General features: G+C 73.1%; 15 protein-coding genes and 1 riboswitch. Of the genes, 7 read left to right on the top strand and 8 right to left on the bottom strand.

Annotation, left to right across the window (positions count from 1 at the left end; genetic code table 11):
- The first annotated feature begins 86 nt into the window (after positions 1-86).
- Positions 87-344, top strand: coding sequence for a WhiB family transcriptional regulator (locus ACFYYR_RS30290; protein WP_003983230.1), 258 nt, complete (start codon positions 87-89; stop codon positions 342-344).
- A gap of 221 nt (positions 345-565) precedes the next feature.
- Here the strand turns inward: ACFYYR_RS30290 and ACFYYR_RS30285 are convergent, their stop codons facing one another.
- The 3 genes from ACFYYR_RS30285 to ACFYYR_RS30275 form a co-directional block, all read right to left on the bottom strand.
- Positions 566-2,050, bottom strand: a complete 1,485-nt coding sequence (locus ACFYYR_RS30285) for a sensor histidine kinase (protein WP_388860635.1) — start codon at positions 2,048-2,050, stop codon at positions 566-568.
- A gap of 378 nt (positions 2,051-2,428) precedes the next feature.
- Positions 2,429-3,499, bottom strand: coding sequence for an SIS domain-containing protein (locus ACFYYR_RS30280; protein WP_388860632.1), 1,071 nt, complete (start codon positions 3,497-3,499; stop codon positions 2,429-2,431).
- Between the two features lie 44 nt (positions 3,500-3,543).
- Positions 3,544-5,073, bottom strand: a complete 1,530-nt coding sequence (locus ACFYYR_RS30275; protein WP_388860629.1) for a glycoside hydrolase family 3 protein — start codon at positions 5,071-5,073, stop codon at positions 3,544-3,546.
- A gap of 262 nt (positions 5,074-5,335) precedes the next feature.
- Between ACFYYR_RS30275 and ACFYYR_RS30270 the strand changes: the two genes are divergently transcribed.
- The 3 genes from ACFYYR_RS30270 (at position 5,336) to mctP (ending at position 8,234) form a co-directional block, all read left to right on the top strand.
- Positions 5,336-6,097, top strand: a complete 762-nt coding sequence (locus tag ACFYYR_RS30270; RefSeq protein ID WP_388860731.1) for a GntR family transcriptional regulator — start codon at positions 5,336-5,338, stop codon at positions 6,095-6,097.
- A gap of 233 nt (positions 6,098-6,330) precedes the next feature.
- On the top strand, positions 6,331-6,594 hold the full coding sequence (locus tag ACFYYR_RS30265) for a DUF3311 domain-containing protein (RefSeq protein WP_351514548.1): 264 nt from the start codon (positions 6,331-6,333) through the stop codon (positions 6,592-6,594).
- Complete coding sequence (gene mctP, locus ACFYYR_RS30260; protein WP_388860625.1) at positions 6,591-8,234, top strand: monocarboxylate uptake permease MctP; 1,644 nt, start codon at positions 6,591-6,593, stop codon at positions 8,232-8,234. Before ACFYYR_RS30265 ends, mctP begins: the two co-directional genes overlap by 4 nt.
- Before the next feature lie 125 nt (positions 8,235-8,359).
- Here the strand turns inward: mctP and ACFYYR_RS30255 are convergent, their stop codons facing one another.
- A complete protein-coding gene (locus ACFYYR_RS30255; protein ID WP_388860622.1) occupies positions 8,360-8,737 on the bottom strand; it encodes a thioesterase family protein in 378 nt (125 codons plus the stop codon).
- A gap of 198 nt (positions 8,738-8,935) precedes the next feature.
- Positions 8,936-9,067, top strand: a riboswitch (cobalamin riboswitch).
- Between the two features lie 148 nt (positions 9,068-9,215).
- Here ACFYYR_RS30255 and ACFYYR_RS30250 point away from each other — a divergent pair.
- The 3 genes from ACFYYR_RS30250 (at position 9,216) to ACFYYR_RS30240 (ending at position 14,689) form a co-directional block, all read left to right on the top strand.
- A complete protein-coding gene (locus ACFYYR_RS30250; protein WP_388860619.1) occupies positions 9,216-11,609 on the top strand; it encodes a ribonucleoside-diphosphate reductase subunit alpha in 2,394 nt (797 codons plus the stop codon).
- Positions 11,609-12,652: a ribonucleotide-diphosphate reductase subunit beta gene (locus tag ACFYYR_RS30245; protein ID WP_388860616.1), complete on the top strand. Its 1,044-nt coding sequence runs from the start codon at positions 11,609-11,611 to the stop codon at positions 12,650-12,652. The genes ACFYYR_RS30250 and ACFYYR_RS30245 overlap by 1 nt, the downstream gene beginning before the upstream one ends.
- A gap of 138 nt (positions 12,653-12,790) precedes the next feature.
- Positions 12,791-14,689, top strand: coding sequence for a transglycosylase domain-containing protein (locus tag ACFYYR_RS30240; protein ID WP_388860613.1), 1,899 nt, complete (start codon positions 12,791-12,793; stop codon positions 14,687-14,689).
- Positions 14,690-14,767: 78 nt separating this feature from the next.
- Here the strand turns inward: ACFYYR_RS30240 and def are convergent, their stop codons facing one another.
- The 4 genes from def to ACFYYR_RS30220 form a co-directional block, all read right to left on the bottom strand.
- Positions 14,768-15,415 carry a peptide deformylase gene (gene def, locus ACFYYR_RS30235; RefSeq protein ID WP_388860610.1) on the bottom strand — a complete coding sequence of 216 codons (648 nt, stop codon included), beginning with the start codon at positions 15,413-15,415 and terminating at the stop codon, positions 14,768-14,770.
- A gap of 96 nt (positions 15,416-15,511) precedes the next feature.
- The gene (locus tag ACFYYR_RS30230) at positions 15,512-16,495 is read right to left on the bottom strand and encodes a tetratricopeptide repeat protein (protein ID WP_388860607.1); all 984 of its coding nucleotides are present in this window, start codon (positions 16,493-16,495) and stop codon (positions 15,512-15,514) included.
- A 456-nt stretch (positions 16,496-16,951) separates the two neighbouring features.
- On the bottom strand, positions 16,952-18,166 hold the full coding sequence (locus ACFYYR_RS30225; RefSeq protein WP_388860604.1) for an HD-GYP domain-containing protein: 1,215 nt from the start codon (positions 18,164-18,166) through the stop codon (positions 16,952-16,954).
- Between the two features lie 557 nt (positions 18,167-18,723).
- The gene (locus ACFYYR_RS30220; protein ID WP_388860601.1) at positions 18,724-20,262 is read right to left on the bottom strand and encodes an HD-GYP domain-containing protein; all 1,539 of its coding nucleotides are present in this window, start codon (positions 20,260-20,262) and stop codon (positions 18,724-18,726) included.
- Positions 20,263-20,587: the final 325 nt, after the last annotated feature.

Genomic DNA, 20,587 nt, shown 5'->3' with positions numbered 1-20,587 from the left:
AGCAGGCCCCTTCCCTTGTGGGGGGATTCGTGAAAGCGTTCACATTCACAAGCAACCTGCTGGTAATACAAGGAGATGGAGCAGCCATGGACTGGCGTCACCGCGCCGTTTGCCGCGAGGAAGACCCCGAGCTCTTCTTCCCCATCGGCAACACCGGTCCTGCGCTGCTGCAGATCGAGGAAGCCAAGGCCGTCTGCCGTCGCTGCCCCGTCATGGAGCAGTGCCTGCAGTGGGCGCTGGAGTCCGGCCAGGACTCCGGCGTGTGGGGTGGCCTCAGCGAGGACGAGCGCCGCGCGATGAAGCGCCGCGCCGCTCGCAACCGGGCGCGCAACGCCAGCGCCTGACCCGAACACCCCCGTGCCCGGGCGGCGCGTACAGCGAGTGCGCACCTCCCGCCCCCGAGCCGCAGCGCGCAGTACCCCAGCCGCTCCCCCGGAGCAGCTTCTGGGGGTGCCCACGCACCGTGAGCAGTGAGCCCCGGACCGATCGGTCCGGGGCTCACTGCTGTGCGGGGCTCACTGCTGTGCGGGCGGGGTGCCGACCGGAGCCGAGAGGCGTTCCGCGGTCAGTGCTTCTCGGCGCGTACGGGGATGTCCAGCACCACCCGGGTGCCGCGCTCCGGGGCGGGCAGCATGTCGAACGTTCCGCCCAACTCCCCCTCGACCAGGGTCCGGACGATCTGCAGGCCCAGGTTGCCGGTCCGGCCGGCGTCGAAGTCCTCGGGCAGGCCCCGGCCGTCGTCCTGCACCGTGACCAGCAGCCGGCCCTCGGTCCGGGTGCCGCCGCGCACCGCGGACACCTCGACCGTCCCCTGCTCCCCGCCCGGCGCGGCCGTGGTGCCGAAGCCGTGCTCCAGCGCGTTCTGCAGCACTTCGGTGAGGACCATGGAGAGCGGGGTGGCCACCTCGGCGTCCAGGATCCCGAAGCGCCCGGTCCGGCGGCCGGTGACCCGGCCCGGGGAGATCTCCGCCACCATGGCGAGCACCCGGTCGGCGATCTCGTCGAACTCGACCCGCTCGTCGAGGGTCTGGGAGAGGGTCTCGTGCACGATCGCGATCGAGCCGACCCGGCGGACCGCCTCCCCCAGGGCTTCGCGGCCCTCCGCCGAACCGATCCGGCGGGCCTGGAGCCGCAGCAGCGCGGCCACGGTCTGCAGGTTGTTCTTCACCCGGTGGTGGATCTCCCGGATGGTGGCGTCCTTGGTGATCAGCTCCCGCTCGCGGCGGCGCAGTTCGGTGACGTCGCGCAGCAGCACCAGCGAACCGATCCGGGGGCCCTTGGGCTTGAGCGGGATGGCGCGCAGCTGGATCACGCCGCCGTTGCTCTCGACCTCGGTCTCCCGGGGCGCCCAGCCGCTGGCGAGCTTGACGAGGGCCTCGTCGACCGGGCCGCGGGACGGGGCGAGTTCGGCCGTCGTCCGGCCGAGGTGGTGTCCCACCAGGTCGGCGGCGAGGCCGAGCCGGTGGTAGGCGGAGAGCGCGTTGGGGCTGGCGTACTGCACGACGCCGTCGGCGTCGAGCCGGATGAGGCCGTCGCCGACGCGTGGCGAGGCGTCCATGTCGACCTGCTGGCCGGGGAAGGGAAACGATCCCGCGGCGATCATCTGGGCCAGGTCGGAGGCGCTCTGCAGATAGGTGAGTTCGAGGCGGCTGGGGGTGCGCACGGTCAGCAGGTTGGTGTTCCGGGCGATGACACCCAGGACCCGGCCCTCGCGCCGGACCGGGATGGACTCGACCCGGACCGGGACCTCCTCGCGCCACTCGGGGTCGCCCTCCCGCACGATCCGGCCCTCGTCGAGCGCGGCGTCGAGCATCGGGCGGCGGCCGCGCGGGACCAGGTGCCCGACCATGTCGTCCTGGTAGGAGGTGGGGCCGGTGTTCGGCCGCATCTGGGCGACGGAGACATAGCGGGCGCCGTCCCGGGTGGGCACCCACAGCACCAGGTCGGCGAAGGAGAGGTCGGAGAGCAGCTGCCACTCCGAGACCAGCAGGTGCAGCCACTCGAGGTCGGACTCGTCGAGGGCCGTGTGCTGACGTACAAGGTCGTTCATGGAGGGCACGAATGTGAGCCTACCTGTGGCAGAGTTCATTGCAGCATGGGTGAACGCTCTGCCGATGCATGGACAGATGTTAGTGGTCTAGTCCACAATGAGAAAGTAAAGCCTCCGCCCTCCCCGCACAGGAGGACGGAACAGAGGCACACGGCGCTCTCTGCCCTGACTGCTCCGTGGCCTCCGGTCGGCCGGCCGTCCGCGGGAACCGCACACTCCGCACGACGGTGGGCCGGCACCAGCTCCGGGCTGCGGTGCCGGACAGGTTGAGGGTCCTGTCCCGGCGCCGTGGCCCGAAGTGTTGTCCGGCCTCCCCGGCGGCCCTTCCCTGCGGCCCCTCCTCTGCGGTCCCTTCCCGGCGGCCCCTTTCCCGGCGACTCAGTGGGTCTCGGTGACCTTGGCCAGAGCGCGCGGCGCGTCCGGGTCCTGTCCGCGGGCGATGGTGACCTCGTACGCCAGCATCTGGAGCGGCAGGATCTCCAGGATCGGCTGGACCTCCTCGGCCACGCCGGAGGTGGGCAGCGCGAAGCCGGCGGACGCCCGGTCCACCTCGGCCCGGCTGCCGATGACGACCAGGTCGGCGCCCCGGCCGCGGAGCCGGTCGAGCACCGGCTGCAGGGCCTCGCCGCCCTTCCCCTCGGTGACGATCGCGATCACCGGCGAGATGTTGTCGACCATGGCCAGCGGGCCGTGCAGCAGGTCGGCGCCGGAGTAGGAGAGCGCCGGGATGTAGCTGGTCTCCATCAGCTTCAGCGCGGCCTCCTTGGCGGTCGGGTAGCCGTAGCCGCGGGAGGTGAGCACCATGCGCCCGGCGAAGCGGTACCGGGCGGCCAGCGCCCTGACCTCGTCCTGGCGGGCGAGGATCTGCCGGGCCAGCTCCGGAAGGACCTTGGCGGCGGAGCCGTCGCCGCCGCGCAGCCCCTCGACGAAGAGGTAGAGCGCCAGCAGCTCGGCGGTGTACGTCTTGGTCGCCGGCAGCGCCTTCTCGGGGCCCGCGAGGACGTCGATGTGGAACTCCGAGACCGCGGCGAGCGGTGAGCCGGCGTTGTTGGTCACCGCGAGGGTGATCGCCCCGGCCGCCCGGGCCGCCTCGGTGGAGGCCACCAGGTCCGGGGAGCCGCCCGACTGGCTGACGGTGATCACCAGCACATCGGTGAGGTCCGGGGTCGCCCCGTACGCCGTGGTGGTGGACATCGAGGTCAGGCCGCAGGGCTTGCCGAGCAGCACCTCCAGCAGGTACTTGGCGTAGAGCGCGGCGTTGTCGGAGGTGCCGCGGGCGGTGAGCAGCACGAAGCGGGGGTTACGGGCCGCCACCTGTTCGGCGATCTCCCGGATCCTCGGCGCCCCCTCGTCGAGGATCCGGCGCAGGACCTCCGGCTGTTCGGCCATCTCGCCGGACATGATGCTGCCCGGCTGCCCGGCGGGCCGGTCCGGAGTGGTGGCGGACATGCTGGGTGCCTCCCGTTGGTTCGGTCGTTCCGGTGCCACGGCCGTCAGCTTCCGGCCGTCCGGCCGGAGATGACCTCCGCGGCGGCCCGCCCGCAGACGCGGGCGGCTCCGTGCGTGGCGATGTGCAGCGCTCCGGCGGGCGGCGCCTGGGGCACGCCCATCTCGACGACGACCGTGGCGGGCCGGACGGCGAGCAGGGCGTCCAGCGCGGCGGCCATCCAGGGGTGCCGGTGAACATCGCGGACCACGGCGATGATCCTACGGTCACCCGCCCGTTCCAGCACATCTCCGATCATCTCCGGCATTCCGCCCCCGTCCGCGGCCTCCCGGCCGTAGGTGCCGGTCTCGGTGCCCGGCAGCAGCCGGGCCAGTTCCGCCGCGATGCCCCACGGGGTCTCGTCCCCCACCGCGATGTTGGCGACGGGGGTGAACGCCGCGACGAACGGCGGGGCGGTCAGGGGAGTGTGGCCGGCGCGCGGGGTGACCCGCAGCGCGCGCCGGGCCGCGGCCAGGCCGGCACCGGGGTCGGCCGCGGGCGCCTCCGGCGCCCCCGGCGGCCGGGCGGCGAGCGCCCGGACCCGGCCGGCCGCCTCGGCCAGCCGCTCCTCGGGGAGCTCGCCGGCGCGGACGGCGGCGACCAGGGCGTCCCGCAGCCGCAGCACGGTGCCCTCGTCCGCCCGTCCGCCGCCGACGCAGACGGCGTCGGCGCCGGCCGCCAGCGCGAGGACACTGCCGCGCTCGATGCCGTAGCGGTCGGAGACGGCCCGCATCTCCATGCCGTCGGTGACGATCAGCCCCTCGAAGCCGAGGCCGCCCTCGGCGACGGGGGCCCGCAGCAGCCCGCCGAGGACGGACGGGCTGAGGGTGGCGGGACGGTGCGGATCGAGCGCGGGCAGCACGATGTGGGCGCTCATCACGGCGCGGGCACCGGCGCGCAGGGCGGCGCGGAACGGGACCAGTTCGCGGGCGTGCAGTGTCGCGAGGCCGGCGCCGACGGTCGGCAGGTCGTGGTGGGAGTCGGTGGCCGTGTCGCCGTGCCCGGGGAAGTGCTTGGCGCAGGCGCCGACCCCGGCCGACTGGAGCCCCTCGACGTAGGCGGCGGTGTGCCGGGCGACGAGCTCCGGGTCGGAGCCGAAGGAGCGGACGCCGATCACCGGGTTGTCCGGGTCGGAGTTGACGTCGGCCGACGGTGCCCAGTTGAGGTTGACCCCGCAGGCGGCGAGCCGGCGGCCCAGCTCCCGGGCGACGGCACGGGTCAGCTCCGGGGAGTCGACCGCGCCGAGGGCGAGGTTGCCGGGGAAGGAGGATCCGGTGCGGACCTCCAGCCGGGTGACGTCCCCGCCCTCCTCGTCGACGGCGACGAGCAGGTCGCCGCGTTCGGCGCGCAGCCGTGCGGTGAGGGCCGCGAGCTGTTCCGGGCCGGCGATGTTGCGGCCGAACAGACCCACCGAGGTGAGACCTTCGCCGAGCCGGCGCAGCAGCCAGTCGGGGGCGGTGGTGCCGGTGAACCCGGGCTGGAGCACGGCCAGGGCGTCCCGGGTGAGGGTGTCGGCCCTGCGGGTGAGCGTCGCCATGGAGAAGCGCCATCCCTTCACTGCAGCGTCGGCTCCGGGACATGGTCTCGAACGGTTGGGGCTAATGGTTTAGACCACTGACCGACCAGCTTGGCCTGGACCAATCGGGGTGTCAATGGCGCCCCTCAGCCGCGGCCGGGTCCGTTACCGAGGCGACACCTGGGCGGGAGCCGTGCCCCGGCGCGCCCGGACCGTGCCACGATGTCCGCGACGGACGGAGGAGCCGGTGACGGCAGCAGGACGTGAGTCGGGAAGGCTGGCCATGGAGAGCGAACGGGCCGACGGCGGCGGGGCGGCGAGCGCGAACCGCACCGCTCGCGTGCCCAAGTACTACCGGCTGAAGCGGCACTTGCTGGAGATGACGGAGACCCTGCCGCCCGGTACGCCGGTGCCGCCGGAGCGCACCCTCGCCACGGAGTTCGACACCTCCCGCACCACGGTGCGCCAGGCGCTGCAGGAGCTCGTCGTCGAGGGGCGGCTGGAGCGGATCCAGGGGAAGGGGACCTTCGTCGCCAAGCCGAAGGTGTCGCAGGCGCTGCAACTCACCTCGTACACCGAGGACATGAAGGCGCAGGGCCTCGAACCGACGTCCCAGCTGCTGGACATCGGCTATGTGACGGCCGACGACCGGCTGGCCGGGCTGCTGGACATAGCGCCCGGCGGCCGGGTGCTGCGCATCGAGCGGCTGCGGCTGGCGAGCGGCGAGCCGATGGCGATCGAGACCACGCACCTGTCGGCGAAACGCTTCCCCGCGCTGCGCCGCAGCCTGGTGAAGTACAGCTCCCTCTACACGGCGCTGGCGGAGGTCTACGACGTGCGCCTCGCGGAGGCCGAGGAGACCATCGAGACCTCGCTGGCCAATCCGCGCGAGGCGGGGCTGCTCGGCACCGACGTCGGGCTGCCGATGCTGATGCTGTCGCGCCACTCGCGGGACACCGACGGCGAGCCGGTGGAGTGGGTGCGCTCGGTGTACCGCGGCGACCGCTACAAGTTCGTGGCGCGGCTGCAGCGGCCCGAGGTCTGAGGCCGGCCCGGCGCCCGGGCCCGGCCCGCCACCGGAGACCGGCCCTCCGGCGGATCCCGGCCCTCCGGCGCGCCCCCCGGGGATCTTCCCGGGAACGCGCCGCACCCGCCCTGACCTGCGGCTCCGCCAAGTGTGTCCGTACCGAGATGCGGACAGGGGCTGACGCCGGGCCGCGCGCTCGCTTAGATTTCCTGCGCACTGCAGTGATCGCTGACAAGGGACGGAGCCGCGGCATGTCGGAACAGCCACCGAGAAGCGAGGGCACCAGGCCGGTGATCACGCCGCCGCGCGTGGTCGTGGCACTGTGCCTGATCGCACCGTTCGTCGCCATGCTGTGGGTCGGCTCGTACGCGCGGGTCGAACCGACGGTGATCGGTATCCCCTTCTTCTACTGGTACCAGCTGTTCTGGGTGTTCGCGTCCACCGGTCTCACCTCGCTCGCCTACGTCCTGGTCCGGCGTGAGCAGCGGGCCCGCAAGGGAGGTGCGCCGGAATGAACGACGGCGTGAACGGCGTCGCCCTCGGCGTCTTCATCTTCTTCTTCGTGGCCGTCACGGCCATGGGCTTCCTGGCGGCGCGCTGGCGGCGGGCGGACAACGCCGACAGCCTCGACGAGTGGGGCCTGGGCGGCCGCAGCTTCGGCACCTGGATCACCTGGTTCCTGCTGGGCGGCGACCTCTACACGGCGTACACCTTCGTCGCGGTGCCGGCGGCGATCTACGCGGCGGGCGCCGCGGGCTTCTTCGCGGTGCCGTACACGATCCTGGTGTACCCGCTGATCTTCACCTTCCTGCCGCGGCTGTGGTCGGTGTCGCACAAGCACGGCTACGTCACCACCTCGGACTTCGTCCGCGGCCGGTTCGGCTCCAAGGGGCTGTCGCTGGCCGTCGCCGTGACCGGCATCCTCGCCACGATGCCGTACATCGCGCTGCAGCTGGTGGGCATTCAGGCGGTGCTGGACGTGATGGGCGTGGGCGGCGGCGAGTCGACCCACTGGTTCATCAAGGACCTGCCGCTGCTGATCGCCTTCGGCGTGCTGGCCGCGTACACCTACTCCTCGGGGCTGCGGGCGCCGGCGCTGATCGCCTTCGTCAAGGACACGCTGATCTACATCGTGATCGCCGTGGCGATCATCTACATCCCGATCAAGCTCGGCGGCTTCGACTCGATCTTCGCCAAGGCCGGCGAGGCGTTCACCCAGACCAATCCGGTGACGGACAAGCCGCGCGGATCGGTGGTGACCGGGGAGCCCGCGCAGTGGACCTACGCGACGCTGGCGCTCGGCTCGGCTCTGGCGCTGTTCATGTACCCGCACTCGATCACGGCGACGCTCTCCAGCCGGAGCCGTGAGGTGATCCGCCGCAACACCACGATCCTGCCGCTGTACTCGCTGATGCTGGGGCTGCTGGCGTTCCTCGGCTTCATGGCGATCGCCGCGGGGATCGAGGTCAAGAACGGCCAGCTGGCCATTCCGCAGCTGTTCGAGAACATGTTCCCGGCCTGGTTCGCGGGCGTGGCCTTCGCGGCGATCGGGATCGGCGCGCTGGTTCCGGCGGCCATCATGTCCATCGCCGCCGCCAACCTCTTCACGAGGAACATCTACAAGGACTTCCTCAAGCCGGACGCGACGCCCGCGCAGGAGACCAAGGTCTCCAAGCTCGCCTCGCTGCTGGTGAAGGTCGGCGCGCTGGTCTTCGTCCTCACCATGGACAAGACCGTGGCCATCAACTTCCAGCTGCTGGGCGGCATCTGGATCCTCCAGACGTTCCCGGCCCTGGTGGGCGGCCTGTTCACCCGGTGGTTCCACCGCTGGGCGCTGCTGGGCGGCTGGGCGGTCGGCATGATCTACGGCACCCTCGCGGCGTACGGGGTGCCGAGTCCGACCAATCCGGCACAGAAGCACTTCGGCGGCAGCGCGGACGCCATCCCGGGGATCGGTGAGATCGGTTACATCGGCCTCACCGCGTTCGTCCTCAACGCCCTCGTCACGGTGGTGCTCACCGTCGTGCTGCGGGCGGTGAAGGCGCCCGACGGCATCGACGAGACCACCGCGGCCGACTACACCGCGGACGCGGGCGAACCGGGCGTGGAGACCGAACTGCCGCCGGCCACCGCGGGCGCGCCGGGCGGGCACTGACCCGGCCGGCCGGTCACGAGAGCCTGCGGGCCGTCGCCTCCCACACGGGGGCGGCGGCCCGTCGGCGTGTCCGGGAGCGCCGCGAGCGGGGCCGGGCAGCGGACGGCGTCGGCGGACGCCGGGCCTCAGAGACGGGCCAGGAACCGGTCGCGGTCGACGATCACCCGGGTGATCTCACCGGTGGCCAGCAGCCGGCCGGCTCCGTCCTGGGCGGCCACGGTGAACCGCACCAACCGGCCGTCGAGGTAGGTGACTTCCGCCGTGGCGGTCACGGTCGTCCCCACCGGTGAGGCCTTGAGGTGGTCGACCTGGACCCGGGTGCCGACCGAGGTGCGGCCGGGCTCCAGCGCGCCCGCGAGCGCGTCGACGGTGGCGGCCTCCAGCAGGGCCAGCAGGCCCGGGGTCCCGAGGACCGGGAGGTCGCCGCTGCCGAACTCCGCAGCGGTGTCGGCCTCGCTGACGGTGCGTTCCGCGGAACCCCGCGCGCCGGTCCTCAACGTCATGCCGGACAGGCTAACCGACGCGCCGGGGTGACCCCGGCGGGTGATCCGCGAGCGATCCCGAATGGGAATCCGGACGGCCCGCGGGACGCGCTGCCCCGTCCCCCAGGGCCTCGGCGCCGTTACCACATCTGTTCCCCTGCAAAGCGCACCACCCGAACCCCTGACACAAGATGTGGTGTTGCGTGCGGACCGCGACACAAGATGTATGCTCTTGCTCGCTGTCGTCGCAGGGGAATCCGGTGTGAATCCGGAACTGTCCCGCAACGGTATGAATGCGCTGGAAATGCACACTTCCAAGTCCGAAGACCTGCCGTCAGCCTGCCCGGATCGACCGAACCGGGCGACGAAATCGTCCGGGCCTCGCGGGTTGGGCCGGTGGACGCTGCGCGGTGCGCTGCCCTGTTCGGGGTGAGGTGTGCCCGTTCGGCGCCCGTCGTGTCCGTCCGTGCGGCCCCAGCCGAGCGAGGGAGAGCACCACGTGACCATCGCGCCCGCCGATCCGGCTTCAGCCGCCGCACCGGTGACGGAGGCCGACGGCCCCGGCACCGCGCTGCTGCGTACCCTGACCGACCTCACCGCCGATCTGCCCGCGACCGACCCGGGCCGGGTCGCCGCCGCCGCGCTCCGCGGCCGCCACGCGGGCTCCGACGAGGCCGAGTTGCGGGAGCTGGCGACCGAGGCGGCCGCCGGCCTGATCGCCGAGGACCCGGAGTACTCCCGGCTCGCCGCGCGCCTGCTCACCCGGGCGGTCGCCGACGAGGCCGCGAGCCAGGGCGCGGTCTCCTTCTCCGCCTCGGTCGCCACCGGTCACCGCGAGGGTCTGATCGCCGACCGGACCGCGGAGTTCGTCCGCGCCCACGCCTCCCGGCTCGACACGCTCGTCGAGGTCGCGCTGGCCGACGGCGCCGACGACCGCTTCGGCTACTTCGGACTGCGCACGCTGCACAGCCGCTACCTGCTGCGCCACCCGATGACCCGCCAGGTCATCGAGACGCCCCAGCACTTCATGCTCCGGGTGGCCTGCGGGCTGGCGGAGGACGGTTCGGACCGCGCCGTCGACGAGGTCGCCGCGCTCTACCGGCTGATGAGCCGGCTGGACTACCTGCCCAGCTCCCCCACGCTCTTCAACTCCGGCACCCGGCACCCGCAGATGTCCTCCTGCTACCTGCTGGACTCCCCGCTCGACGAGCTCGACTCCATCTACGACCGCTACCACCAGGTCGCCCGGCTCTCGAAGCACGCGGGCGGCATCGGCCTGCCGTACAGCCGGGTCCGCTCCCGCGGCTCCCTGATCCGGGGCACCAACGGGCACTCCAACGGCATCGTGCCGTTCCTGCGCACCCTCGACTCCTCGGTCGCCGCGGTCAACCAGGGCGGCCGGCGCAAGGGTGCGGCCTGCGTCTACCTGGAGACCTGGCACGCGGACCTGGAGGAGTTCCTGGAGCTGCGCGACAACACCGGTGAGGAGGCGCGCCGCACCCACAACCTCAACCTGGCCCACTGGATCCCGGACGAGTTCATGCGCCGGGTCGAGGCCGACGCCGACTGGTCGCTCTTCTCCCCCTCCGACGTGCCGCAGCTCGTCGACCTGTGGGGCGACGAGTTCGACGCCGCCTACCGGGCCGCGGAGGCCGCCGGGCTGGCGCAGCGCGCGGTCCCGGCCCGCCAGCTGTACGCCCGGATGATGCGCACCCTCGCGCAGACCGGCAACGGCTGGATGACCTTCAAGGATGCCGCCAACCGCGCCGCCAACCAGACCGCGGAGCCCGGCCGGGTCATCCACTCCTCGAACCTGTGCACCGAGATCCTCGAGGTCACCGACGACGGGGAGACCGCCGTCTGCAACCTCGGCTCGGTGAACCTGGGCGCCCACCTGGGCGCGGACGGGGAGATGGACTGGGAGCGGCTGGACGCCACCGTGCGCACCGCCGTGACCTTCCTCGACCGCGTGGTGGACATCAACTTCTACCCGACCGAGCAGGCCGCGGCGTCGAACGAGCGGTGGCGGCCGGTGGGCCTGGGCGTGATGGGCCTCCAGGACGTCTTCTTCCGGCTGAAGCTGCCCTTCGACTCCCCCGAGGCGTCCCGGCTCTCCACGCTGATCGCCGAGCGCATCATGCTGGCGGCCTACGAGGCCTCCTGCGACCTCGCCGAGCGGCACGGCCCGCACCCGGCGTGGTCCGCCACGCGCGCCTCGCGCGGCGTGCTGCACCCCGACCACTTCGGGGTGGAGCCGAGCCTGCCGGAGCGCTGGGCGGCGCTGCGCGCCCGGGTCGCGGCCACCGGCATGCGCAACTCCCTGCTGCTCGCCATCGCGCCGACGGCCACCATCGCCTCGATCGCGGGCGTGTACGAGTGCATCGAGCCGCAGGTCTCCAACCTCTTCAAGCGCGAGACGCTGTCCGGCGAGTTCCTCCAGGTCAACTCCTACCTGGTGGAGGAGCTGAAGGAGCTGGGCGTGTGGGACGCCCAGACCCGGGAGGCGCTGCGGGAGTCCAACGGCTCGGTGCAGGAGCTCAACTGGATCCCGCAGGAGATCCGGTCGCTCTACCGGACGGCCTGGGAGATCCCGCAGCGCGCGCTGATCGACATGGCGGCGGCCCGTACGCCCTACCTCGACCAGAGCCAGTCGCTGAACCTCTTCATGGCCTCCCCGACCATCGGCAAGCTCAGCTCGATGTACGCCTACGCCTGGAAGAAGGGCCTGAAGACCACGTACTACCTGCGCTCGCGCCCGGCGACCCGGATCGCGCGCGCCGCGGGCGGCAGCGGAGCGGCTGCCGCGCCGATCCCCGTCCAGCAGACGGCCGAAGCGGCGGACGCCGTCGCCTGCTCCCTGGAAAACCCCGAGTCCTGCGAGGCCTGCCAGTAATGTCCACCCACACCACCGAGATCGCGGCGGACTCCACCGCCGAGAAGAACCTGCTCGACCCGGGCTTCGAACTGACCCTGCGTCCGATGCGCTACCCGGACTTCTACGAGCGCTACCGCGACGCGATCAAGAACACCTGGACCGTGGAGGAGGTCGACCTCCACTCGGACGTGGCCGACCTGGCCAAGCTCTCCCCGGGTGAGCAGCACATGATCGGGCGGCTGGTCGCGTTCTTCGCGACCGGGGACTCGATCGTCGCCAACAACCTGGTGCTGACGCTCTACAAGCACATCAACTCGCCCGAGGCGCGGCTCTACCTCTCCCGGCAGCTCTTCGAGGAGGCCGTCCACGTCCAGTTCTATCTGACGCTGCTGGACACCTACCTCCCCGACCCGGACGACCGGGCCGCCGCCTTCGCCGCGGTGGAGAACATCCCGTCCATCCGGGAGAAGGCGCAGTTCTGCTTCCGCTGGATGGACTCGGTCGAGAAGATCGACCGGCTGGAGAGCAAGGAGGACCGCCGCCGCTTCCTGCTCAACCTGATCTGCTTCGCGGCCTGCATCGAGGGGCTGTTCTTCTACGGCGCCTTCGCGTACGTCTACTGGTTCCGCTCGCGCGGTCTGCTGCACGGCCTGGCGACCGGGACGAACTGGGTGTTCCGTGACGAGTCCATGCACATGGACTTCGCCTTCTCGGTCGTGGACACCGTCCGCGAGGAGGAGCCCGACCTCTTCGACGAGGAGATGGGCAAGCAGGTCACGGCGATGCTGGAGGAGGCCGTGGAGGCCGAGCTGCAGTTCGCCCGCGACCTGTGCGGCGACGGCCTGCCCGGGATGAACACCGCGTCCATGCGCGAGTACCTGCAGTGCGTGGCCGACCAGCGGCTGCGCCGGCTCGGGCTGCCGGTCCGCTACGGCTCGGAGAACCCGTTCTCCTTCATGGAGCTGCAGAACGTCCAGGAGCTGACCAACTTCTTCGAGCGCCGCGTCTCCGCCTACCAGGTGGCGGTCGAGGGTTCGGTCGCCTTCGACGACGACTTCTGACCGGCGCGCGCCACCCGGCGCCCCAGGGGTTGCCCGGTCCGGAATCCGAACGGAATATTCCGGTCACAGGGCAACCCCTGCCCCGTGCGTCACATCTCCCTCGGTGAAGACCTCTTCGCCGAGGGAGGAATGCACCCCATGAAGTGGCGCCGTCCGAAAGGTGCGGAGGACCGCACCGAGCGGCCCCCGTCCGACCGTCTCCACCGCGTCGTCGACTACCCGCGCCGGGGCCGCAGCGGATGGCGGCGCTGGCTGCCCTCCTGGCGCCAGTGGCTGAGCGCCGCGCTGCTCTCGGTGGCGGCCCTGGCCGGGCTGTTCGCCGTCGTGTACGCGAGCGTCGACATCCCGGACGAGAACGCCGCCGCCCGCCAGGAAGGCACCGTCTACTACTGGGCCGACGGCAGCCAGATGGTCAGCGTCGGCGCGGTCAACCGGCAGAACGTCGAGCTCGACAAGGTGCCGGACGCGGTGGAGCATGCCGTGATCTCGGCCGAGAACGCGAGCTTCTACTCCGACCCCGGTGTCTCGGTCCAGGGCGCCGCGCGGGCGATCGTCAACATGGTCAGCGGCGAGGAGACCCAGGGTGGGTCCACCATCACCCAGCAGTATGTGAAGAACACCTACCTCTCCCAGGACCAGACGGTCACCCGCAAACTCCGCGAGTTCTGCATCTCGCTGAAGCTGTCGAACCACCGCACCAAGCAGGAGATCCTCCAGGGGTACCTCAACACCAGCTGGTTCGGCCGTGGTTCGTACGGCATCGAAGCCGCGGCGCGCACCTACTACGGCGTCAGCGCCGACCGGCTGAACCCGAGCCAGGGCGCGATGCTGGCCGCCCTGCTGAAGGGCTCCGAGGAATACGACCCGGGGCTGAGCCGGGCCAACCACGCGCGGGCCGAGGCCCGCTGGGAGTGGATTCTGGACCGGCAGGTCGCCACGGGGGCGATGAGCAAGGCGGAACGGGCCCGGTACCGGACGTTCCCCGAGCCGCGGAAGCCGTCCAAGCCCACCAGCCAGGCGGGACAGACCGGTTACCTGATCGACATCGCCAACAAGTACATCAAGCAGCGCACCGACCTCACCGACCAGGACCTCGCCCGCGGCGGTTACCGCATCCGCACCACCTTCGACCGGAACCGGGTGCGGCAGCTGGAGCAGGCCGTGCAGCGGGAGCGCCGGCAGAGCTTCGACCCGCGCCGGCGCGAGGAAGACCGCCATGTGCAGGTGGGGGCCGCGTCCGTCCGGCCGGGGGACGGAGCGGTCGTCGCGGTCTACGGGGGCACCGACGCCACCCGGCACTTCAGCAACAACGCCGACACCTCGGGGGTCCCGGTCGGCTCGGCCTTCAAACCGTTCGTGATGGCGGCGGCCCTCCAGGAGGAGCAGCACTCCGGCGACCTCGCCCGGAAGGGACTCGCGCCCGTGTCGTCGTCCGGTCTGGCCGGCCCGCTGGTGGCCTCGGAGAACCCGCCGTTCGTCGCGGCCGGGCGGAAGATCGGCCTGGAGAAGGTGCGGGACACGGCGGTCTCCACCGGGCTGCGGATCGACAGCATGGCGCGGCTGGAACCGACGTTCCCGCTCGGCACCTCGACGCCCAGCGCGATCCGTATGGCGGGCGCGTACGGCACCTTCTTCAACGGCGGCAGCCGGGCCGAGCCCTACTCGGTCACCCAGGTCACCCGGCACGGCCGGAAGGTCGGCGGCTTCGAACGGCCCGCGGCGCCGCGGGTCATGGACCCGGAGGTGGCCAAGAGCGTCGCCGCCGCACTGGGCGCCGTCGCCTGGACCACCCTCGACCCGGTGAAGGCCCGGGACCTCGACGCCGTCGCGGCGGGCCGGACCGGGGAGAACGACCGGATGAGGTCCGCCTGGTACATCGGCCACGCCGACGACCTGACCACCGCCGTCACCCTGTTCCGGGCGAAGCCGGATGGCGGGCCGCTGCTGCCGCTGTCGGGCGTCGGCGGTCCGGAATCGGAGCGGGGCAACGTCTTCCCGCAGCGCATCTGGACCGACTACGCCAACGACGTCGCGTAGCGGCACCGGGCCGGGCCCGCACCGACGCCGGAAGGGCCGGCTCCCCCTGGGGGAGCCGGCCCTTCCGCTCGTGCGCGCTCAGTCGTTGGGCACCGTCTCGTAGCGCGGCGTGCCCTCTTCCATCTGGCGCAGGGCCGCCTTGCGCTCCCGCTTCGAGAGCCGGTCGATGTACAGGTAGCCGTCGAGGTGGTCGGTCTCGTGCTGGAGGCAGCGGGCGAAGTACCCGGTGCCCGCCACGGCCACCGGCTTGCCCTGCAGGTCCTGACCGCGGCAGACCGCGTAGTCGGGCCGGGCCAGCTCGGCGTAGGCGGTGGGGACCGACAGGCAGCCCTCGTTGGAGTCGTCCAGCACCCGGCGCTCGGCGGGCACGTCCTCGATCACCGGGTTGCAGATCGCGCCCACGTGCCGGACACCCTCGTCGTCCTGGCAGTCGTAGACGAACACCCGCAGGTCGACGCCGATCTGGTTGGCGGCGAGGCCCACGCCCTCGGCGGCCCGCTGGCTAGCGAACATGTCGTCGACCAGCTCGGCCAGCTTGTCGTCGAACTCGGTCACGTCCTGGCAGCGCCGGTGCAGCACCGGGTTGCCGACGACGGTGATCGGGCGGGCGGTGCCGCGCTCGCGGTGGGCCTGCTCACGTGCCTCGGCGTCCACCGTGTCGTCGAGGAACTCCGAGGTGTTCTCCTGCTCCTCGGCCACCTGCTGCCCGCTGTCCTGCTGCGCCATCTCCGCCGTACGCCTTCCTCACGCCTGATCGCCCCGGTAGCAGGGCCTGAACCCCGGTAGCAGGGCCTGATACAGGGTACGGCCCCGGGGAAGGCGTCAGCAGACCTCTTCGAGATCCCGCCACTCCCGGGTGTCCGGGCTGTCGGCGACCCAGCCGTCGAGCAGCCCGTGGACGAGTCCCGACGGGGCGGCGATTCCGCACTCCCGCTCGGGCACCCACAGGTCGCCCGAGGTCCGGTGCCCCAGCGGGCCGGGGTGACCGGGCTCACTGTGGTCGTGCGGGTCGAGGTGCGGCTCGCCGTCGCCCTCGTCGCTGGGCATCCGGCTCTCCGAACAGGTGCGGCAGAGCAGCCGCACGGAGGAGGACCAGTCCTCGGCGGCGAATCCGGCGTCGGCGGCCAGCCGCTCCAGGGCGTCCCGGTCCGACTCGGTGGCCGCCTCCAGCAGCACCACCCAGGTGGGCACCGGCGACGGGGCCCACAGCTCGATCTCGTCGAACACCGGGTAGGAGGGTCCGGCCGAGGTGACCCGCTCGCCGTGCGGGACGCCGTCGTGCAGCACGACCTCGCCCCAGCGCCGCCCGGAGGACGGCAGCGGGATGCTCTGCACCTCTATCCGTGCCGGGTCGAGCCGGCGGCCCCAGACCACCTCGGCCTCTCCCTCGGGGGAGAGCCGCACGGCCGCGCTGCCCAGCTCCATGCCGACCGGCTCGTCGGCGGGGGCGCCCTCGCCCGGCACCTTCAGCCCGTAGGCCTGCCAGGCGCGCCGGGCCAGCGGCCAGTCCTGCAGGGCGGTGGCCGCGATGCCCACGTTCCACCAGTCCGGGGCGCCGGTCTCCCGGTCCAGGAGGGCGACGGCGCGCAGCCCGGCGGCGCGCGCCTGCTCCCAGTCGTGCCGGAACTTGTGGAGCAGGGCGAGGTTGAACCACGACTCGGAGAGCCAGGGTTCCAGGTCAGCGGCCCGGGTGAGCAGGGCGCCTGCGTCCTCGTACCGGCCGTCGCCGATCAGCGTGAAAGCGCGGTCGGTCGCCTGCCGCCACGAGGCGGAGGGCCGATGCCGTACCTTGCCGAAGATCCTCACGATTCCCGCCTGCCGCTTCAGCTCCGTGTCCTGCGCCGTGCCGGCGCCGGCCGGTCACGGCCGGGGCGTCCTGGCGCCCGCACGACGTCCCCCTCGGTCACCGTGGTCCGGTCACCGTCTCCGCTGCCTCGTCGGGCACCGGTCTCCTACTCCTGATCGATTCCATGACGACCACGGGGTGGCCCGCGGATTCCGCGTCGGCTCCCTGAGGACAACCTGCCACAGATCGGCCGTCATCTCAGCCCGGATCCCGACGCTCACCACTGCTCCTTGCCACGGTGGCGACCCCCGAACCCCCTCTCTCCGCATCCAACCATGCCCATCTGCGCCCGCGCTCATTACCCGTGGGTTCCGGTACCGGACAAGACCCCTGCTCACGCAGCGGATCCGGCCGTTCACGGCGGGGAGCCGGCCGGGTCCCGGACACCGGCCGCCGCGGCCCTCCGCCCGGCGGCTTCACGCCGGCCGGCCGCCCCGCGCGAGCACCCGGGCGAGCGCCTCCACGACCCCCGGCTCGTGGTCGCGGGCGGTCGCCAGCCGGAGCCGTTCCAGGGCGGCCAGCGGGCCGGCCGGCCCGCCGCCGCCCGCCAGGTCGTCGTAGGCGTTGACGGTGCGGACGATGCGGGCGGGGAGCGGCTGTTCACGGTACGGATCGGCCTGCCGCTCGACGATCAGCGCGACCTCGGGGTCCACCCCGGTCTGCCGCACCACCGCGCCGCCGAGCAGCGCGATCCGGCGGCGTTCCTCGGGGGGCAGGGATTCCGTGGCGCCCGACGGAGCCGGGTCGACGAGCGAGAGCCGGCCGATGTCGTGCATCAGCGCCGCGTACTCCAGCACGGTCAGGCCGGGTTCGGTGAGACCGAGCTCACGGCCGACGGCCCGGCTCAGCGAGGCGACCCGGCGGGCGTGGCCCCCGGGGGTGCAGCCGGCGATCTCGGTGGCCCGGGCGAGGGAGGCGATCGTCTGCCGGTAGGTGGCCTTGACCGCCGCGTACCGGCGGAAGGCGAACTGGGTGAGCAGCAGCGGCACGCTGAACACGGGCAGCGCCCAGAGCCCGGCCACGGCCGCGGCCAGCGCCATCACCACCCCGGTCGCGCAGATCGCCGAACCGATGCCGAGCAGGGCCCGCAGCTCGTCCCGGAGCAGCGGACCGTACGGCCAGCCGGTGCGGGCCCGGGCGAGCGCGGCGGTGAGCACCGCGTCGCACAGCGCGGTGAGGCCGAGCAGGAACAGCAGGAGCAGCGCGTAGGACGGGCCGCGCCCCGTCCAGGCGTCCAGGACACCGGAGTTGTAGAGAGGCTGGAAGCAGGTCGCCGCGAAGCCCGCGGTGAGGACGCGGCGGGTGAGGTGGTCGAGGACCCGGTTCCGGCCGCGGGCCACGTGCGGCGCGGCCCCGGCGAGTGCGGCGGCACCGACGACGGTGACCACCTGGAGGGCGCCGTGGCCGGAGGAGTGCCCGCCGACCTCACCGAGCAGCGCGTAGGCGAGGGCTCCGGCCGCGCCGAGCGGGGCGGCTTCCCGGCCGCCCCGGGTCTCCCGGCGCACCAGCTCACCGACGGTGATGAGGACGCCGAAGGCGAGTGCGGTGGCCGGCTCGGCGAGGCCGTGCCACAGCGTCCAGCCGAAGCCCGCGGCGCCGAGTCCGCCCGCGGCGGCCCGGACGGCGGACACGGCCCAGGAGGCGCGGACGGGTGCCCGGCATAGGGACGGACGGCGTACGGACGAACGGCGCAGGGACGGACGGCCGGGCGCACTCCGCTCGCCGGGCGCCTGCCGGGGCACCCGGAGCCCTTCGGCCCACTCCGGGCGCCCGTACGCTGCGCCGGGCTCCGTTTCGGACTCCGTGACGGGTTCCGTGGCGCCTGGTGCGCCGGGCTCCGCGCCGCGCTCCCTGCGCGGCTCTGTACCGCGCTCCACGCCACCCGGGGCGCCGGGCCCCGTACCGCGCTCCGCGCCGCCCCCTGCGCCGCGCTCCGTGCCGCCCGAGGCCCCGGGCTCCGTGCCGCTCGCTGCACGGAGCTCTGTGCCGGGCTCCGTGTCCGGCTCCGTACCGGGCCGGGGTATGGCTCCGGAGGGTGACGGCGGGTGGTCCTGCCGGTCCGGTGCCTCGGTCCGCTCCCCGGGCTCCGCAGCGGCCGGGTCCCCACCCGCTGCGGACCCGCCGCCGGCGGGCCGCGCGGCGCCCCGAGCGCCGTGCCGGGAGTCGTCCCCCGCCCCCGGACGGCCGCTCATCGCCGGCCGCCGCGGGGGCGGCGGTGCCCGGCGGTGCCGGCCGCGGGCCGGTCGTCCGGGACCGGCACCGGCCCGGACTCCCGGGAGTGCGGACCGGGCTTCCGGGCCGGCCGCTCCTCGACCGCCGTGCCCGCTGCCGTCTCCGTTGCCGTCTCCGGGGCGGTGTCCCTGGCGGTGTCCGGGGCCGGTGCGGGGACGTTTCCGCTGAGGTCCGCATGGTGCTCGCTGTCCGCGGTGACGTTCGGGTGCCAGCCGTGCCGGTCGAGCGCCCGGACCAGCGCCCGGACCATCCGGGGGTCGAAGTGCGAGCCCGCGCACCGGCGGAGTTCGGCCACCGCCGCCGCCACCGGCCGGGCCCGCCGGTAGGAGCGGGTGGAGGTCATCGCGTCGAAGGCGTCGGCGACCGCCACCACCCGGGCGAACTCCGGGATCTGCCGGCCGGACAGCCCGTAGGGGTAGCCGCGCCCGTCCAGCCGCTCGTGGTGGTGCAGGATCGCCACCCGGGCCTCCCCGAGGAAGCCGATGCCGCGGACCATCTCGTGCCCGTACTCGGGATGGAGTTCGATGACGCGGCGCTCCTCGGGGGTGAGCGGGCCGTCCTTGCGGAGCAGCCGGGTGGGGACACCGAGCTTGCCGACGTCGTGCAGGATGCCCGCGATGCGCAGGGTCTCGACCCGGCCCCCGTCCATGCCCAGCTCCCGGGCGATCATCGCCGAGGCGCGGCCGACGCGCTCGCTGTGGCCGCGGGTGTAGCGGTCCTTGATGTCGACCGCCTGGACCAGGGCGCGGATGGTGGCGTGGTGGGCGGCGCGCTCCCGGTGGTACTGGGCGAAGACCCAGCAGGAGATGTACATCGGCAGCAGCACCAGCAGCGACGTGACCGGCCCGAACGGACTGCACCAGAGGACGGCCATCATCAGCCCGGCCGACCCGTGGACCAGATGCGGGGCGAGCGAGCGCGGCAGCAGCCCGCGCCAGGCGGTGCGGGGCGGACAGCGCTCGGCGGCGACCAGGACTCCCCCGTCGAGGGCGGCGGCCAGCGCGCAGAACGTGAGGACGGCGAGGGCCGCGGGCAGCAGGACACCGGGGAAGTCGGCGGTGGCGACCGCTTCCCGGCCGTCGCCGGTGAGCCGCCCGGCGCCGAAGACCTGCCCGGCGGCGAAGGTCGCGAGGGCGACGCGGGCGGCGTGCCAGACCCGGCGGAGCCGGACGGGCTGCTGCTCGACCCGGCCCAGCAGCGCCCCGGGCACGCCGACCAGGGCGGCGGCCGCGGGCGGCAGCAGGAAGGCCCCGGCGAGGAGCACCGGGACGAAGGGCCCGGCGCCGGCCGGGGCGGCGTGTCCCCGGGCGGGGGCGCCCCGGGGCGCGGTCCGCGGGCGGCCGAGCCGCTCGGACGCGGCGCAGAGCAGGGCCAGCAGGGCGGCGGCGTCCCACGGCGTAGCGGCGCCCGGGCGTAACGCGGGCGCGGCGCACACCACCGCGGCGAGCACGGCGCACAGGACGTACACGCGCGCCCCGCGCGGCACAGCTCGCATGGTGCTCCTCTCCCATGGTTCCCGTGCGCTCGACGTGATCGCTGCGTCTTCGAAGCTGCGTCAGGATGGGGAGAATAAGCCCGCGCCGGGCCGAGGACAGGCGCATCGACGTATTAGGCCGTGCGGGGGGCGCGGATTCGCACCTTCGGGTGACAGAAGGGCCCCTCGTCCGGGGGCTGTGGCGGGGACGGGCGCCCGCCACTCGGCGGACCCGCTCCGCACGGGCCGTGGACACCTGCCGCGAGCCGGGCAGGCCCCCGGGGAGGCCGGCCACGCCGAAGCAGTCCCGTCGAAACCAGTCCCGCCGACAGCCGGTCCCGTCGAA

It is taken from the genome of Streptomyces sp. NPDC001922 (assembly GCF_042891165.1).
In the GTDB taxonomy this organism is placed as follows: domain Bacteria; phylum Actinomycetota; class Actinomycetes; order Streptomycetales; family Streptomycetaceae; genus Streptomyces.
The sequence above is the reverse complement of the archived record's forward strand: the minus strand, read 5'-3'. Positions and strand labels throughout refer to the sequence as shown.